Annotated in this window: 17 protein-coding genes and 2 tRNA genes; 12 read left to right on the forward strand and 7 right to left on the reverse strand. The window is 51.1% G+C overall.

The genetic code is table 11. The features are described 5' to 3' along the window. Window positions 1-52: 52 nt before the first annotated feature. Complete coding sequence (locus G461_RS26645; RefSeq protein ID WP_157360338.1) at window positions 53-256, reverse strand: hypothetical protein; 204 nt, start codon at window positions 254-256, stop codon at window positions 53-55. A gap of 70 nt (window positions 257-326) precedes the next feature. Between G461_RS26645 and trxB the strand changes: the two genes are divergently transcribed. From trxB to infA, 4 genes are all read left to right on the forward strand, one after another. Next, the gene (gene trxB, locus G461_RS0115715; protein ID WP_026972554.1) at window positions 327-1283 is read left to right on the forward strand and encodes a thioredoxin-disulfide reductase; all 957 of its coding nucleotides are present in this window, start codon (window positions 327-329) and stop codon (window positions 1281-1283) included. Between the two features lie 33 nt (window positions 1284-1316). Continuing rightward, a complete protein-coding gene (aat, locus tag G461_RS0115720; RefSeq protein ID WP_026972555.1) occupies window positions 1317-2015 on the forward strand; it encodes a leucyl/phenylalanyl-tRNA--protein transferase in 699 nt (232 codons plus the stop codon). Further along, complete coding sequence (locus G461_RS0115725) at window positions 2012-2701, forward strand: arginyltransferase (RefSeq protein WP_026972556.1); 690 nt, start codon at window positions 2012-2014, stop codon at window positions 2699-2701. Before aat ends, G461_RS0115725 begins: the two co-directional genes overlap by 4 nt. Window positions 2702-2784: 83 nt before the next feature. Then, window positions 2785-3003 carry a translation initiation factor IF-1 gene (infA, locus tag G461_RS0115730; RefSeq protein WP_026959988.1) on the forward strand — a complete coding sequence of 73 codons (219 nt, stop codon included), beginning with the start codon at window positions 2785-2787 and terminating at the stop codon, window positions 3001-3003. A 108-nt stretch (window positions 3004-3111) separates the two neighbouring features. Here the strand turns inward: infA and clpA are convergent, their stop codons facing one another. Beyond that, entirely contained in the window at window positions 3112-5361 is a 2250-nt protein-coding gene (clpA, locus tag G461_RS0115735; RefSeq protein ID WP_026972557.1) for an ATP-dependent Clp protease ATP-binding subunit ClpA, read from the reverse strand. Window positions 5362-5395: 34 nt separating this feature from the next. Then, on the reverse strand, window positions 5396-5713 hold the full coding sequence (clpS, locus tag G461_RS0115740; RefSeq protein WP_026972558.1) for an ATP-dependent Clp protease adapter ClpS: 318 nt from the start codon (window positions 5711-5713) through the stop codon (window positions 5396-5398). Between the two features lie 202 nt (window positions 5714-5915). On the opposite strand from clpS, the gene cspD reads away from it, so the two are divergent. Further along, on the forward strand, window positions 5916-6131 hold the full coding sequence (cspD, locus tag G461_RS0115745) for a cold shock domain-containing protein CspD (protein WP_026959990.1): 216 nt from the start codon (window positions 5916-5918) through the stop codon (window positions 6129-6131). A 101-nt stretch (window positions 6132-6232) separates the two neighbouring features. On the opposite strand, the gene icd is transcribed toward cspD, so the two are convergent. After that, window positions 6233-7486: an NADP-dependent isocitrate dehydrogenase gene (gene icd / locus G461_RS0115750; RefSeq protein ID WP_026972559.1), complete on the reverse strand. Its 1254-nt coding sequence runs from the start codon at window positions 7484-7486 to the stop codon at window positions 6233-6235. A 194-nt stretch (window positions 7487-7680) separates the two neighbouring features. Between icd and G461_RS0115755 the strand changes: the two genes are divergently transcribed. From G461_RS0115755 to G461_RS0115785, 7 genes are all read left to right on the forward strand, one after another. Then, window positions 7681-8313 carry a pseudouridine synthase gene (locus G461_RS0115755; protein WP_026972560.1) on the forward strand — a complete coding sequence of 211 codons (633 nt, stop codon included), beginning with the start codon at window positions 7681-7683 and terminating at the stop codon, window positions 8311-8313. A gap of 81 nt (window positions 8314-8394) precedes the next feature. Further along, on the forward strand, window positions 8395-9504 hold the full coding sequence (gene mnmA / locus G461_RS0115760) for a tRNA 2-thiouridine(34) synthase MnmA (protein WP_026972561.1): 1110 nt from the start codon (window positions 8395-8397) through the stop codon (window positions 9502-9504). Beyond that, window positions 9501-10142 (forward strand): high frequency lysogenization protein HflD, encoded by a 642-nt coding sequence (hflD, locus tag G461_RS0115765; protein ID WP_035480448.1) that lies wholly within the window; start codon window positions 9501-9503, stop codon window positions 10140-10142. Before mnmA ends, hflD begins: the two co-directional genes overlap by 4 nt. Window positions 10143-10161: 19 nt before the next feature. Beyond that, the gene (gene purB, locus G461_RS0115770; protein ID WP_026972563.1) at window positions 10162-11529 is read left to right on the forward strand and encodes an adenylosuccinate lyase; all 1368 of its coding nucleotides are present in this window, start codon (window positions 10162-10164) and stop codon (window positions 11527-11529) included. Between the two features lie 30 nt (window positions 11530-11559). Next, entirely contained in the window at window positions 11560-12567 is a 1008-nt protein-coding gene (locus G461_RS0115775) for a J domain-containing protein (RefSeq protein WP_157360339.1), read from the forward strand. A gap of 65 nt (window positions 12568-12632) precedes the next feature. Next, the gene (locus tag G461_RS24445; RefSeq protein WP_051333606.1) at window positions 12633-13184 is read left to right on the forward strand and encodes an LON peptidase substrate-binding domain-containing protein; all 552 of its coding nucleotides are present in this window, start codon (window positions 12633-12635) and stop codon (window positions 13182-13184) included. Between the two features lie 234 nt (window positions 13185-13418). After that, a complete protein-coding gene (locus G461_RS0115785; protein WP_026959996.1) occupies window positions 13419-13643 on the forward strand; it encodes a hypothetical protein in 225 nt (74 codons plus the stop codon). A 327-nt stretch (window positions 13644-13970) separates the two neighbouring features. On the opposite strand, the gene G461_RS0115790 is transcribed toward G461_RS0115785, so the two are convergent. The 3 genes from G461_RS0115790 to G461_RS0115800 form a co-directional block, all read right to left on the reverse strand. Next, window positions 13971-14063: transfer RNA gene (locus tag G461_RS0115790), tRNA-Ser, on the reverse strand. A gap of 45 nt (window positions 14064-14108) precedes the next feature. After that, window positions 14109-14196, reverse strand: a tRNA-Ser gene (locus G461_RS0115795). A 175-nt stretch (window positions 14197-14371) separates the two neighbouring features. Then, window positions 14372-15337 (reverse strand): glucokinase, encoded by a 966-nt coding sequence (locus tag G461_RS0115800; protein WP_026972565.1) that lies wholly within the window; start codon window positions 15335-15337, stop codon window positions 14372-14374. Between the last annotated feature and the right edge of the window lie 209 nt (window positions 15338-15546).

The following is a 15546-nucleotide window of genomic DNA, read 5'->3' on the forward strand; positions in this document are numbered from 1 at the left end:
AAGCTGTACATAAAATAGGGAGCAAGTGACGATAACGGGCCGAAATATCGGGCTACAGAACAGAGTCCGGACAAACGCCGCCGCTTTCTTGTTTATTTATTTCACAAAAAGCGAGTACTATCAAGCCCAATGCAAAATTTTTAGCTAGAACAATCGCTATATCCATATATTGTTTTTTCATTTGTCGGGAACAAAGCTGAAGATTATGCTGTGACCAAGCTGTTGCAAAATTGGCTGTTGCGATTCTTTTCTTCACTTTTTAGCTTGAGTTTGCAACTTTTGACCGCATATTGTTTACATCGCAAACAAGGACATATTTCATCACCATGAGTCAGTCAGTACACCACCCATTGATTATCCTCGGCTCAGGCCCTGCCGGTTACACCGCTGCGGTCTATGCCGCTCGTGCCAACCTAAACCCGGTATTGATTACCGGTATGCAGCAAGGCGGCCAGCTCACCACCACCACCGAGGTTGAGAACTGGCCGGGCGACGCTGAAGGCTTAACCGGCCCAGCATTGATGGAGCGTATGCTCGCCCACGCTGAGCGTTTTGAAACCCAAGTGGTTTTCGACCACATCAATGAAGTTGATTTCAACAGCAAGCCTTACAAGCTGAAAGGCGACAGCGCCGAGTACACCTGTGATGCGCTGATCATTGCCACTGGCGCATCAGCGAAATACCTCGGTCTGGAATCTGAAGAGGCATTTAAAGGTAAAGGCGTATCAGCGTGTGCGACCTGTGACGGATTCTTTTATCGCAACCAGAAAGTTGCAGTAGTCGGTGGCGGCAACACCGCTGTTGAAGAGGCGCTGTATCTATCAAATATCGCCTCAGAGGTGCATCTGATTCACCGTCGTGACAGCTTCCGCTCAGAGAAGATCCTCACCAAGCGTTTGATGGATAAAGTTGAAAACGGCAACATCGTTTTGCACCTTGAGCAAACCCTCGATGAAGTGCTCGGCGACGAGATGGGCGTAACCGGACTGCGTACTCAAGACGTAAAAACCGGTGAAACTCGTGAATTAGAAGTGATGGGTGTGTTTATCGCCATTGGTCACCAGCCAAATACCCAAATCTTCGAAGGGCAGCTGGAGATGAACGACGGTTATCTCTCCATTAACTCCGGCAGCAACGGCAATGCCACGGCGACCTCGGTACCGGGCGTGTTCGCAGCAGGTGATGTAGCCGACCATATCTATCGTCAAGCTATCACCTCAGCAGGCGCGGGTTGTATGGCCGCACTTGATGCAGAGCGCTACCTCGATAGCCTGAACGACTAACCATGCAAGGCCGACCCAGTCGGCCTTTTTCTTATGCAACTACCATACGTAGCCACCCCCGAAGATTTTCCCTCACCCGCCGAGGCGCTGGATGACCCCAACGGTCTGCTAGCACTGGGCAACGTACTGTCGCCTGAGCTGTTGGTCGCCGCTTATCAGCAAGGGATCTTCCCTTGGTTTGAGGAAGACCAGCCAGTACTGTGGTGGAGCCCCGACCCGCGTATCGGTTGTTCGCTGCCGCATCCGGTTGGTCAGCGCTCGATGCGCAAGTTCTGCCGTAATACATCGCTTAAGGTCACCATCAACCATGCCTTCGATGAGGTCATCCAGGCCTGCGCGAATGAACGCGCGGGTAATACCTGGATTTTGCCGGTTATGTGCGAAGCCTACGGCCACCTGCATCGACTGGGCCATGCTCACTCTGTAGAGGTGTGGGACGAGGATACCTTGGTTGGAGGCTTGTATGGCATAGCGGTAGGCGCGGTATTTTGTGGCGAATCGATGTTCCATCGCACCAGTAACGCTTCGAAGCTGGCATTCTACAGCTTCGCCCAGCATTTCAGCCTCCACGACGGTTGTTACATTGATGGACAGATAGAGAACCCTCACCTCATCAGCTTGGGTATGCAGCCTATCAGCCGTGAGGACTTTGGCACGCTGCTGCACTCGCACCGCGAGCGACCTATTTCGCTGGACTGCTGGCGACCGCAAACGCTAGCCTTACCCCTATGAGCAATATCCAGTTTGGCTTAACCGGTGAGACGCCCTGTCCCTATCTCGAGGGGCAGTCTGAGCGCTTGTTGGTAGCCATAACACAAAGCCCCGAAGAGAACCGCCAAGTCTACCCAAGCCTGATTGAACACGGCTTTCGTCGCAGTGGTGACTATATCTACCGCCCACATTGCGCCGAGTGTCAGGCGTGTGAGTCGCTTAAAGTCGACTGTAGCAAGTTCATTCCCTCACGCTCGCAAAAGCGGGTATCCGCTAAAGCCAAGGGACTGCGCTTCAAGTGGAATGGCGCTAGCTCAGCCCAAGAGTATGACTTGTATGAGCGCTACATCGCCGAGCGCCACAGCGATGGTGGCATGTATCCGGCGACACCGTCTAGCTACCAACAGCTGCTTGCAGGCAATGGCGTTGAAGCCTCTATATTGCGCGCCTTCGATGATCAGCAGCTAATTGCCGTGGCGATATGCGATGTACTCCCAGATGGCCTCAGTGCGGTGTACACCTTTTTCGAGCCTGAGTCGATTTACCCTTCGCTCGGCAAGGTTATGATTCTTCAGCAGATCGAGCGAGTTAAGCAGCTGGGGCAAGCATGGCTTTATCTTGGGTTGCAGGTCGATGAGTGTGCAAAAATGAACTATAAACGCCAGTTTCGCCCTCACCTGCGATTTGATGGCCATAAATGGCGTTGATTGTTGCGGATAAACTTTACACAAGCCGCTAAATCTGGCATTCTCCCTGCGTTTTTTATAGTGGCTCACCCTTAGAGGATTCAATGGCGAAAGAAGACAATATCGAAATGCAGGGCACGATCCTAGAGACTCTGCCTAACACTATGTTCCGCGTAGAGCTTGAAAATGGCCACGTGGTAACTGCACACATCTCTGGCAAAATGCGTAAAAACTACATCCGCATTCTAACCGGTGACAAAGTAACTGTGCAGTTGACTCCTTATGACTTGTCAAAAGGCCGCATTGTCTTCCGCGCTCGATAATCGCCGTTTGGCTTAACGCCAACTCATCGATCATCAGCATGAAAAAAGCCAGGTTAAACCTGGCTTTTTTGCGTCTGCTAAACGCCAACCTTAGTTGGCGCTTTCATCTTACGCTTCGGCGGTTTCGTCTTCGTAGACAAACTCCAACTCATCACCACTTAGACGCACATCAACGTGCCCGCCCGCATTGAGCTTGCCAAACAAGATCTCGTTGGCCAGTGGCTTACGTAATTGCTCTCGGATTACCCGCGCCATTGGACGAGCGCCCATTGCCCGATCGTAACCCTTCTCGCATAGCCATTGTCTTGCAGCATCTTCGACTTCCATCGACACGCCGTTCGAGTCCAGCTGTGCTTGTAGCTCAACGATAAACTTATCCACCACCTGTTCGATAATGGTCTGATCAAGGTGATTGAACCAGATAATATTATCCAGACGGTTACGGAACTCAGGTGCGAAGATCCTGTTGATCTCGTCCATCGCATCAAAGCTCAGGTCCTGCTCTTTGAAGCCAATCGAGCTACGCTGTGTTTCCTTCACGCCTGCATTACTGGTCATCACCAGGATGACGTTGCGGAAGTCAGCTTGACGGCCGTTATTGTCGGTCAGGGTACCGTGGTCCATCACCTGCAACAGCAGGTTAAACACGTCTTCATGCGCCTTCTCAATCTCATCGAGCAATACCACACAATGAGGATGCTTGAGCACTGCATCGGTGAGCAAGCCACCTTGGTCATAACCCACATAGCCCGGAGGTGCGCCAATCAAGCGGCTAACCGCGTGACGCTCCATGTACTCAGACATATCGAAACGAATTAGCTCAACGCCCATCGCTTTGGCTAGCTGCTGGGTTACCTCGGTTTTACCTACCCCGGTTGGGCCAGCAAACAAGAACGAGCCGACCGGCTTGTTCTCAACACCCAAGCCAGAGCGGTTCAGGCGGATCGCATCAACCAGTACATCGATAGCGGGATCTTGTCCGAACACCACCATCTTGAGGGTTTCATTAAGGCCACGTAGTACTTCCCGGTCAGAGGACGAAACCTTAGCCTCAGGAATGCGCGCAATCTTGGCAACAATCGCTTCGATATCGGCAACACCGATGGTTTTTTTGCGCTTGCTGGTTGGTAGCATGCGCATGCTGGCGCCAGCTTCATCAATCACGTCGATGGCTTTGTCAGGCAGATGGCGCTCATTAATGTACTTAGCCGACAGCTCAGCAGCACTGCGCATCGCCTGCTTGGTGTAGCGAACATCGTGGTGCGCTTCGTAGCGGCTCTTGAGCCCAAGCAAGATCTTGGTTGTGTCATCGATGGTTGGCTCTACAATGTCCACCTTCTGGAAGCGGCGAGCCAGCGCTCGGTCTTTCTCGAAGATCTGGTTGTACTCTTGGTAGGTAGTCGAGCCGATGCAGCGCAGCAGGCCGTTACTTAATAGTGGCTTGATCAGGTTAGCGGCATCAAGCTGGCCACCCGAAGCAGCCCCCGCACCGATAATGGTGTGGATCTCATCGATAAACAGAATGGCATTCTCAGCGCTTTCCAGCTGCTTAAGCAAGGCTTTAAAGCGTTTTTCAAAGTCGCCGCGGTACTTGGTACCGGCAAGCAGCGAGCCAATATCCAGTGAATAGATGGTCGCATCTTTAATCACTTCAGGGACATCTTCATGGACGATGCGATAGGCCAGACCTTCTGCGATGGCGGTCTTACCTACCCCGGCTTCGCCGACTAACAGTGGGTTGTTCTTGCGGCGGCGGCAAAGTACCTGAATGGTACGGCCCAACTCTTTATCACGGCCGATAAGTGGGTCGATTTTGCCCTTCAGCACCAACTGATTGAGGTTGGTGGCAAAGTTCTCTAGCTGCTTGGTATCTTCGGGAGAGGCTTCGGCTTCAGGCGCTGGGCTGTCTTCTTTGTCCGACTCATCCTTACGAATACCGTGGGAAATAAAGTTCACCACATCCAAGCGGCTAATATCTGCTTTCTTGAGGAAGTATACGGCTTGGCTTTCTTGTTCAGAGAAGATAGCCACCAGAACATTGGCACCGCTAACTTCGCTATTCCCAGACGACTGCACATGGAACACCGCACGTTGCAATACGCGCTGGAAGCCAAGTGTTGGCTGGGTTTCTCGTTCGGATTCACCTTCAGGGATAACAGGCGTGGTTTGTTGGATGAAACTACTAAGCTCTTCGCTGAGCTGTTTAAGATTAGCGCCGCAAGCAAGTAATGCTTCTTTGGCAGACGAGTTTTCAAGTAGAGCGAGGAGTAAATGCTCGACTGTCATAAATTCGTGTTGCTGCTGGCGCGCCTCCTTGAATGCAATGTTTAAGGTGTTTTCCAACTCTTTGTTCAGCATAAATAGCCCCCTAAAAAGCTCTGTTTACTTCCTGTTATGCCGGCTCCATCGTGCACATTAACGGGTGCTCGTTCTCTCTGGCATAACTATTCACTTGCGCGGCCTTGGTCTCTGCAATGTCAGCGGTAAAAATGCCACAAATACCCTTACCGCTGTAATGAATGGTTAACATTACCTGCGTAGCTTTGTCTAACTCCATGTTAAAAAATTGCTGCAATACCTCGACAACAAAATCCATCGGTGTGTAATCGTCGTTGTTCAGCACAACCTTGAACAACTTTGGCGGCTCAACCTTGACTTTAGCGGTGCGGGTTAACTCTTCAACATCGAGCCAATCGGACAACTTGCTCATAGAAAAATATAGTAGAAAATGACTTTAACACGTCCAAAATACCGCCTTTAGTACCCCATGGCTAGGATTAGTTTGAGCGAGCCTCACAAATTTCCCTCTACCACTTGACTGTGAGAATTATTTTACTAAATTGTTAACTGCTAACACCTCAGGGATGAAACTTGGTCGGTGTGTAAGTTAAATACAGATAGGGATATGTCGTATGCCAACCGGAACAGTGAAGTGGTTTAACAATGCAAAGGGATTTGGTTTTATTTGTCCAGATAATGGCGGAGAAGATATTTTCGCCCACTACTCGACAATTCAAATGGAAGGTTATCGCACGCTAAAAGCAGGCCAACCGGTCCAGTTCGAGATGCAACAAGGTCCCAAAGGCAGTCACGCCGTCAGTATCGTGTTCGATGATCAACAGAAATAGTGGCAAATCACACAGCAAAAAAGCAGGCCTAAGCCTGCTTTTTTTGTATCTGCCCCAAGGGCTTATCGCTCAACGCTAAGCATTGAGCGATTCCAGAACAATTACATGTTGCTGATAATGTCGCCAGCGAACTCTGAACAGCTACGCAAAGTGGCACCATCCATCAAACGTTCAAAGTCATAGGTCACGGTCTTCGCTTCGATAGCGCCTTCCATGCCTTTTTCAATCAGCTGGGCTGCTTCAGTCCAACCCATGTGTACTAGCATCATTTGAGCAGACAGGATAACCGAACCTGGGTTTACCTTGTCTTGGCCAGCATACTTAGGTGCAGTACCGTGGGTGGCTTCAAATAGCGCAACACCGTCGCCAATGTTGGCGCCCGGTGCGATACCGATACCACCAACTTGAGCTGCCAGCGCATCTGATACGTAGTCACCGTTTAGGTTCAAGGTGGCGATGACGTCGTACTCGGCTGGGCGCAACAGGATTTGCTGCAAGAATGCATCGGCAATCGAGTCTTTGATGATGATCTCTTTGCCAGTGTTAGGGTTAGTCAGCTTGCACCATGGGCCGCCGTCCAGCAGCTCGGCACCGAACTCTTGTTGAGCCAGCTCGTAGCCCCAGTCTTTGAATGAACCTTCGGTGAACTTCATGATGTTGCCTTTGTGCACCAAGGTTAGCGAGTCGCGGTCGTTGGCAATCGCGTATTCAATAGCGGCACGTACCAAGCGTTGGGTACCGGCTTTAGACACTGGCTTAACGCCGATACCACACTCTTGTGGGAAGCGGATCTTGTTCACGCCCATTTCACTTTGCAGGAAGTCGATCACTTTATCGGCCTCAGGCGTACCCGCTTGCCACTCGATACCGGCGTAGATGTCTTCAGAGTTCTCACGGAAGATCACCATGTCAGTCAGCTCTGGCTGCTTCAGTGGGCTTGGTACACCATTGAAGTAGCGAACCGGGCGCAGACAGGTGTATAGGTCAAGCTCTTGACGCAGCGCAACGTTTAGCGAGCGAATACCACCGCCAACTGGGGTAGTCAGTGGGCCTTTAATGGACACACAGTAATCTTTTACAGCTTGCAGCGTCTCTTCTGGCAGCCAGGTGTCTTCGCCATATACTTGGGTCGATTTCTCACCCGCGTAGATCTCCATCCAGTGGATCTTGCGCTCAGCACCATAGGCTTTCTCTACTGCGGCATCGACCACTTTAAGCATGGCTGGTGACACGTCGGCACCGATGCCATCACCTTCGATGTAAGGGATGATTGGGTTGTTTGGCACGACCAACTTGCCTTGGTCATTGACGGTGATCTTAGCGCCACCATTGGGAACAACAAGTTTGCTTTCCACAGCGTTCTCCTACGTCCTGTTATTGTTCAAATGCGCAACGATAATAAACCATTTAATAAAGTATTAACATGCTTTTAGACTGGGCAGACCAATTGCCGATTCAAGCATCAATAGTTGGACTAGGCGCTTGAATAAACGCCCATCTTCAGCGCTTCTATGCTGTCTTGGGCAAGTAGATTTGCTATCATAGCGCGATGAAAAACACTGTATCACCTAAGCCTCGTCCCGCCCGCGGACGCCGCCCTCAACGTGCTAACAAGCCACGCGTTTCTCCCGCCGAGCGCAAAGTTATATTGTTCAATAAACCCTTTGATGTGTTGTGTCAGTTTACCGATCAAGAGGGCCGTAGCACCCTTAAAGACTACATCGACATACCGAATGTCTATGCAGCCGGGCGCCTAGATCGCGACAGCGAAGGCTTGCTGCTGTTAACCAACGACGGTCAGCTGCAACATCGTATGGCGAACCCCAAGAAAAAGACCAGCAAAGAGTATTGGGTTCAAGTGGATGGCGCCCCCAATGACAGTGACCTAGATAAGCTTCGCAAGGGCGTTGAGCTTAAAGACGGCCCCACCCTTCCGGCTAAGGTCGAGATCATTCCCGAGCCTACGCTATGGCCACGCAATCCACCGGTGCGTTTTCGGGCGAACATCCCTACCACTTGGCTTAAAATCGTAATTAGTGAGGGCCGTAACCGACAGGTACGGCGGATGACCGCCGCCATCGGTTTTCCTACGCTGCGACTGGTGCGTTATCGCATCGGTAGCTACACCTTAGACGGTATCGAAACAGGGAAATATCAGGCGCTGCATCCGCCCAAGCCGTGAGCTGGAATTTCCCTTGCTCAGGCGCTGTTTAAGCGCAATTCTTTCTGTTAGAATGCCGCGAAATTTCAACCTAGGTATCCAATGAACGCCAACAGCACCAAAAAAGTCATCGTCGGTATGTCCGGCGGCGTAGACTCTTCAGTATCTGCATATCTACTCCTTCAACAGGGCTATCAAGTTGAAGGTCTATTCATGAAAAACTGGGAAGAAGACGACAATGACGAGTACTGTGCTGCGGCGGAAGATTTGGCCGATGCGCAAGCCGTCTGTGACAAACTCGGGATCCACTTGCATACCATCAACTTTGCAGCAGAGTACTGGGACAACGTCTTTGAGCACTTCTTAGAAGAGTACAAAGCGGGTCGTACCCCGAACCCAGACATCATGTGTAACAAGGAAATCAAGTTTAAAGCCTTCCTTGAGTTTGCCGCTGAAGAGCTGCAAGCCGACTACATCGCTACCGGCCACTATGTGCAACGCCGCGAAGTCAATGGTCGCTGGGAGATGCTACGCGGTCTGGATAACAACAAAGACCAAAGCTACTTCCTCTACACCTTGGCAGAAAAGCACGTAGCGCAGACCCTGTTCCCGGTTGGCGGAATCGAAAAGCCTGAAGTGCGTCGCATCGCTGAAGAGCAAGGCTTAGTGACCGCCGACAAAAAAGACTCTACCGGTATCTGCTTCATCGGCGAGCGCAAGTTCACCGACTTCTTGGGCAAGTACCTACCAGCGCAACCTGGCAATATTGAAGACACCGACGGTAACGTGATGGGCCAACACCAGGGCTTGATGTACCACACCTTAGGTCAACGTAAAGGCTTGGGTATCGGCGGCACCAAAAGCGGTGACGGCGAAGCCTGGTACGTGGTCGACAAAGACGTTGAGCGCAACGTACTCATCGTAGGCCAAGGCCACAACCACCCTCGCCTTAAGTCGCAATCGCTGATTGCCGCCCAGCTTCACTGGGTAAGCCGCGAGCCGATCACTGAAGAGCTACGCTGTAGCGTGAAGATCCGCTACCGCCAAACCGATGTTGCCTGCACCATTCAGCCCATCGATGACGACACCATTAAAGTGGTATTCGACGAGCCACAGATTGCGGTAACCCCTGGCCAATCGGCGGTATTCTATCTCGATGACGTCTGCCTTGGTGGCGGTATTATCGAAGAGAAACACGGGATCACTGAATGAGCTCAGGCGGCCAGCAAAAACCGCTAGAAGAGCGGGTCATCGCTTTCGCAGCCTTATGTCAGGCTGCGAAACTGGTTCAGGATGTAGCACGTACCAGCCGCTGCGATGAAGAGTCGATGCGCGCTAGCTTAAACAGCATCGCCGTGACCGACGCTGAACAGACCATCGATATCTTTGGTTCTGTCGATAGCCTCAAACTGGGCCTGTCTTCAATTAACGCGCAACTCGGCGGCGGCAAACACCCCCGCAGCCCAGAGCTAACGCGCTATGTGGTCAGCATCTTAGCGCTAGAGCGCAAGCTGGCTAAACGCCCCGATATCATGTCGATTCTTGGCGAGCGCATTGGCCGCCTTGAACGTCAACTGCAGCATTTCGATCTGCTCGATGAGCAAGTGCTGGCCAGTATCGCCGCTATCTACAGCGACGTAATCAGCCCCTTAGGGCCACGAATTCAAGTTGCCGGAAACGTCTCATTTCTGCAGCAACCCATCGTCCAACATAAAGTACGCGCACTTCTGCTAGCTGGCATTCGCGCCGCCGTGCTTTGGCGACAGCTTGGTGGTCAACGTCGTCAATTGGTCTTTTCTCGGATCAAGTATGTGAACCAAGCAAACGACTTTCTCAATCGTGTAAGTTAAACATTATCAGGAGAACAACATGGAACTGTCTGCGCTGACAGCCATTTCACCTATCGACGGTCGCTACGGCGATAAAACCGCTGAACTTCGTAGTATCTTTAGTGAATTTGGCCTTATTAAGTACCGTGTAACCGTTGAAGTACGTTGGTTACAAAAACTGGCTAAACACCCACAAATCGCTGAAGTTCCAGCCCTTTCTGACGCCGCTAACGCCTTCCTCGACAACATCGTAGCCCAATTCTCCGAAGCAGACGCAGCCCGCGTTAAAGAGATCGAGCGCACCACTAACCACGATGTGAAAGCCGTTGAATACTTCCTTAAAGAGAAAGTAGCTGAGCAAACTGAACTGGACGCAGTAAGCGAGTTCATCCACTTTGCGTGTACCTCAGAAGACATCAACAACCTGTCGCACGCACTGATGCTAAGCGAAGCGCGCGAAAACGTGATTCTGCCTTACCTGAACAAGCTGGTTGATGCCATTGCGGGTCTGGCGCAAGAGTACCGTACGACTCCCCTGCTCTCGCGTACTCACGGCCAGCCTGCGTCACCTTCTACCATGGGTAAAGAAATGGCCAACGTGGTTGCACGTCTGCGTCGTCAAGTTAAGCAAATCGAAGCGGTTGAAATGCTGGGTAAGATCAATGGCGCAGTAGGTAACTACAACGCTCACGTATCTGCCTACCCTGAAGTTGACTGGCACCAGTTCTCAGAAGAGTTCGTTACTTCACTGGACGTTACCTGGAACCCATACACCACTCAAATCGAGCCACACGATTACATCGCAGAGCTGTTTGATGCGATTGCTCGCTTCAACACCATCTTGCTCGACTTCGATCGCGACATCTGGGGTTACATCTGCCTGGGCCACTTCAAGCAAAAAACCATTGCTGGCGAGATTGGCTCTTCCACCATGCCGCACAAAGTTAACCCAATCGACTTCGAAAACTCTGAAGGTAACTTGGGCATTGCTAACGCAGTATTCGGCCACTTGGCAGCCAAGCTTCCAGTTTCTCGCTGGCAGCGCGATCTGACCGACTCAACCGTTCTACGTAACCTGGGTGTGGCAGTGGGCTACTCACTGATTGCCTACCAAGCAACCTTGAAAGGCATCAGCAAGCTTCAGGTAAACGAAGACAACCTGTTGGCCGATCTGGACGGCAACTGGGAAGTATTGGCAGAGCCTGTACAAACCGTTATGCGTCGCTATGGCATCGAGAAGCCTTACGAGAAGCTCAAAGAGCTGACCCGTGGTAAGCGTGTAGACGCCGAAGCCATGCGTAACTTTATCGACTCCCTCGAGCTGCCTGAGTCTGCCAAGGACGAGCTTAAAGCGATGACGCCTGCAAACTACATCGGTAAAGCCGTAGAGCTGGTCGACAAGCTGTAGATTCTGCATACTAGTAAGGGCACGCATTGCGTGCCCTTTTTTATATCTATCAGTAACCTGCAAGGACACGGCGGTACATTGGCAAGTCATTGGGATATGTTCGGCCTGACCGAGCATGCGAGTGCCGAGGCACTAAAAAAACGCTATAAACAGCTCAGTAGACAGTGCCACCCCGACAAGGGCGGCAGCGACGCCTTAATGGCGTTAGTTAATCATAGCTACGAGCAGATCCAGCAGGGAAAAGGCCACGAGACCGCCTTTTCAACCCTTGTATCCACCCAGGGGGCCCCCACCCACCTTGATGCAGCCAAGTTGCAAAAAGTGCAACGCCTGCTCGAACATGTACGCCAGTCCAACAGCAAGTTTAAACGCCAGATACGTGGCATTAAGTTGCTCGCGCTTAGCGCTGCAGCCGCAGGGCTGCTTCTGCTGTTGATCGTCGTTTTGCAACACAACGCCCAAAATGATGCCAAGCAACAACATGAAAATGAGATCGCCCAGTTAAAGCTGCAACTGGCTGACGGCCAAGACACCATCACCCGGCTGTTCGACAAAGCGGAGCTGCAGCGCGATCAGCATGAAACCCTCAGCGCGCAGCTGTGGCAGTCTCGCCAACGCAGTCGCTTACTTCAAGCGCGGCTGGCAGAAGTCTATAGCGAGTTGGAGCAAAACCAGGACATCATTCGCTCTGTCATCCTTCGCTCTCAACACGACGCCTTAAGCGGTGAACATCAACGCTATCTAAGCGCCCAAGCCATCGAGCCAAAGCCCGATCCTGTCGAGCCGGAACCGCCAGCCATGCTGCTCACGCCCACTGAGCCTGTGCCAACACAAGCAACAGCGGTTGAAGATGACCAGTCAGCGCCAGTGAGTAAACCGCCAGAATCACCACAGCTCCCGGCATCTCAACAAGAGGTAAGCCAGCAAGCAGAGCCCGAAACGGCTCCAGGTGCAGTGCCAGAAGAAGCGCAACAGGATATCGCGACACCTGCGGGTGAGCAGCAATCGACAGCCGACTCTGCAGACAGCGAACAGTGATCGAACAGCGCTATACTCACATACACTATTAAGAGTGATTCACTGCCAACAAGATAGGCGCGTACATGCAGCTACCTTTGTTCCCACTGTCCATGCTGTTACTGCCCGGGGGACTCTCTAAGCTTCGGATATTTGAGCCACGCTACCAGCGGCTAGTCAGCTTGGCGACCTCATCAGGACAAGGCTTTATCCTTACGCCAGCCACCGATGATTACGAGTTAGGCGTGCGCTGCTACATCAATGACTTTGAACAGCTCGAAGACGGACTGCTCGGCATTGATATCTGCGCAGAGCAACGGGTAAACATCAACAACGTCTATCGCGACGATGATGGGCTCAACTTCGCTGAGTGTGAAATCGCCCCCGACTGGCAGTGGCAACAACATAGTGCATCCGAACAGCTCTCCCGCCAGCTCGAAAACCTACTGGCACGACATCCTTGTTACGCCGATCACCCTGAAGCCAGACACTTAGATTCACCCGGCTGGAGTATCTGCCGCTGGCTCGAGTTGCTCCCTTTTAGCAACGAAGCACGCGCTCACATCCTCTCTGAAGACAACCCGGTCGTACTGGAGCACCTTGCAGAACAATTGGCTGCTGCGATCACTCAAGCTTGACACCCTCAACACCACATCACCCTTCCATATAGATTATGTAAACTATTGATTGTAGTTAACTTTTATAAATTTAAAGATGGCCTTATGGCGCTGAATGCTTATTATAGAGGGATGTCGCTGAAAAGGATTTTGGTTAGAAGCTTAGGATGTTGATACGTACCAGCGCGTCGTTCAACAACTAAAATTGTTAGGGCTTGCTAGTTAGGAGTCAGCAAGGACCCGCAAAGGTGAATAATGAGATATAAAGCCAAGGCGAATGCGCCAATTAATCACGCCTTACCGCTAGTGCAACACGCAACATCAGATGAAGGAACCCTTTGGAATATCGAGCAAGAGAAAGATCTTCTCTGTGTTGAGTTCACTTCCAACTTAAGCATTGATCGTCTTCAGCAAGGTTTCGAGAACGCCGCCAAACTATTAGGCCTACGCGACCCGGTTCGCCTGTTCAAGATCCGCTAGATCAACGCTTTACACATTCCAATTGCAAAAAGTAACCGCTTCGGCGGTTATTTTTTTACCTGCGTTTTTTCAGGCTGGCAACGCTTAATACCAATCTAGATAAGTTAATGGTCAGATATTGCGCAGGGAAAATCATTGAGGACGAGAAGGCGCTTGCCGTAACTAGTGGACTAATTACTAAAGCGCTGACGCTGTCATCAATGATTTTAACCAGCAAGAATGATCAGTTACTTATGTAGACTGGTATAACCTACTTGCTTATCGTCTGAAAGCAGTGACATGCCCCAGACATAAAAAAACCCGTTGCAAGCAACGGGTTTTCTAGTATGGCGGTGAAGGAGGGATTCGAACCCTCGATAGGGCTACAAACCCTATACTCCCTTAGCAGGGGAGCGCCTTCAGCCACTCGGCCACCTCACCGGCGCTAACTCAACTCTGCTCATCGCAGACTCAAGTTGCTAAACATGGCGGTGACGGAGAGATTCGAACTCTCGATACGTTGCCGTATACACACTTTCCAGGCGTGCTCCTTCAGCCACTCGGACACGTCACCAATTTGTTTTAGAAGCACGCTCATGCCTCATCAACGAGGCGCTAGATTACGGATTCTCACTTACTCGGTCAACCACTTTTTCTATAAAACTCAACCGACTGCCGAGCTTTTCACCAAGTAGATGATTATTTAGCAAAAAGGCCCCAAATGGGGCCTTGGCTTGCGCGATAAGCGCTTAGATTCGATAGCCGTTGGCTTGACGCAAGTAGGCGGCTGCGCCCTGCAGACCTGGCTGTGACTCAGTGATAACAAACACTGGCACCTTATTCACAAAGGCCTTAAAGCGACCTTTGTCTTCGAAGCGCTTGATAAAGTCGCTAGCTTTAAAGAAGTCCATAAAGCGACCGATAATGCCACCAGCGATATAGATACCGCCAAAGGTAGACAGGTTCAGCGCTAGGTTGCCGCCAAAGCTCCCCAATACGCGACAGAACACTTCCATCGTCTCACGACACAGCTCGCAACTTCCGTCTAAACCGCGCTCGGTGATATCAGCAGGTACAAAGTTCTCAGGGGTTTTCTGGTAAAAATCCGCCAAACCTTGGTAGATGTTCACCAAGCCCGGGCCTGACATCAGGCGCTCAGCAGAAACATGGCCCAAGCGGTTTTGCAGGAACTTAAGAATATGCATCTCTTTATCGTCGCTCGGCGCGAACTCAACGTGACCGCCCTCGCCCGGCAAACAGATAAACTCGCCTTGGTGTTTCACCAAGTGCGCCACGCCCAAACCAGTACCTGGTCCGTAAACCGCGATAGGTGCGTCTGGGTTAACTTCACCGCTCTTCACCTGTACCTTTTGGTCTTCGCCCAGCGTTGGGATAGACATGGCAATGCCAGTAAAGTCGTTGATTAAGTGAAGGTTATCTAGCTCTAGATCCGCTTTTACCTGCTTTTGTGAGAACGCCCAGCTGTGATTGGTCATCTCAATCCAATCTTTGTCCGTTGGGCATGCAATAGCGATACACGCTTGGGTAACTTGGGTTTCTTGAGAAGAAAGATAGGTTCGAATAACGTCAGTGATGGTTGGATAGTCGGCGCATAAGAACTTCTGAATATTATCGATGTTGCCATCAGACAGATTGACCAACGCAAGACGAATATTTGTACCACCAACATCGGCGACCAAGCCGTACTCAGACATGAGATTTTCCTTCTAGATTTAGATGCAATTAAGCTGGTTTCTCTGCCTCTCGCAGGCAGGAAGTCCATTATCGTTGTAAGTAAATTCTATCGCTTTTGTTTGTAAGTTTCGTTAGAAAACTACCAATTCCTGATACTCTGTTTCAATAATTAGAGCTGGCTCATACAATCGAGAAAGTCACTAGTCTATGATTAGAGGGCAATCGACTA

Origin of the sequence: Aliagarivorans marinus DSM 23064 (assembly GCF_000429485.1) — a bacterium.
Classification (GTDB): Bacteria; Pseudomonadota; Gammaproteobacteria; order Enterobacterales; family Celerinatantimonadaceae; genus Aliagarivorans; species Aliagarivorans marinus.

What these genes read in the sequence shown, in the direction of transcription:
- clpA (WP_026972557.1), bottom strand. Translation starts at nt 5,361, where the DNA reads ATGCTGAACAAAGAGTTGGAAAACACCTTAAACATTGCATTCAAGGAG.
- mnmA (WP_026972561.1), top strand. Translation starts at nt 8,395, where the DNA reads ATGAACGCCAACAGCACCAAAAAAGTCATCGTCGGTATGTCCGGCGGC.
- trxB (WP_026972554.1), top strand. Translation starts at nt 327, where the DNA reads ATGAGTCAGTCAGTACACCACCCATTGATTATCCTCGGCTCAGGCCCT.
- G461_RS0115755 (WP_026972560.1), top strand. Translation starts at nt 7,681, where the DNA reads ATGAAAAACACTGTATCACCTAAGCCTCGTCCCGCCCGCGGACGCCGC.
- infA (WP_026959988.1), top strand. Translation starts at nt 2,785, where the DNA reads ATGGCGAAAGAAGACAATATCGAAATGCAGGGCACGATCCTAGAGACT.
- G461_RS24445 (WP_051333606.1), top strand. Translation starts at nt 12,633, where the DNA reads ATGCAGCTACCTTTGTTCCCACTGTCCATGCTGTTACTGCCCGGGGGA.
- G461_RS0115725 (WP_026972556.1), top strand. Translation starts at nt 2,012, where the DNA reads ATGAGCAATATCCAGTTTGGCTTAACCGGTGAGACGCCCTGTCCCTAT.
- hflD (WP_035480448.1), top strand. Translation starts at nt 9,501, where the DNA reads ATGAGCTCAGGCGGCCAGCAAAAACCGCTAGAAGAGCGGGTCATCGCT.
- aat (WP_026972555.1), top strand. Translation starts at nt 1,317, where the DNA reads ATGCAACTACCATACGTAGCCACCCCCGAAGATTTTCCCTCACCCGCC.
- G461_RS0115785 (WP_026959996.1), top strand. Translation starts at nt 13,419, where the DNA reads ATGAGATATAAAGCCAAGGCGAATGCGCCAATTAATCACGCCTTACCG.
- cspD (WP_026959990.1), top strand. Translation starts at nt 5,916, where the DNA reads ATGCCAACCGGAACAGTGAAGTGGTTTAACAATGCAAAGGGATTTGGT.
- G461_RS0115800 (WP_026972565.1), bottom strand. Translation starts at nt 15,337, where the DNA reads ATGTCTGAGTACGGCTTGGTCGCCGATGTTGGTGGTACAAATATTCGT.
- clpS (WP_026972558.1), bottom strand. Translation starts at nt 5,713, where the DNA reads ATGAGCAAGTTGTCCGATTGGCTCGATGTTGAAGAGTTAACCCGCACC.
- purB (WP_026972563.1), top strand. Translation starts at nt 10,162, where the DNA reads ATGGAACTGTCTGCGCTGACAGCCATTTCACCTATCGACGGTCGCTAC.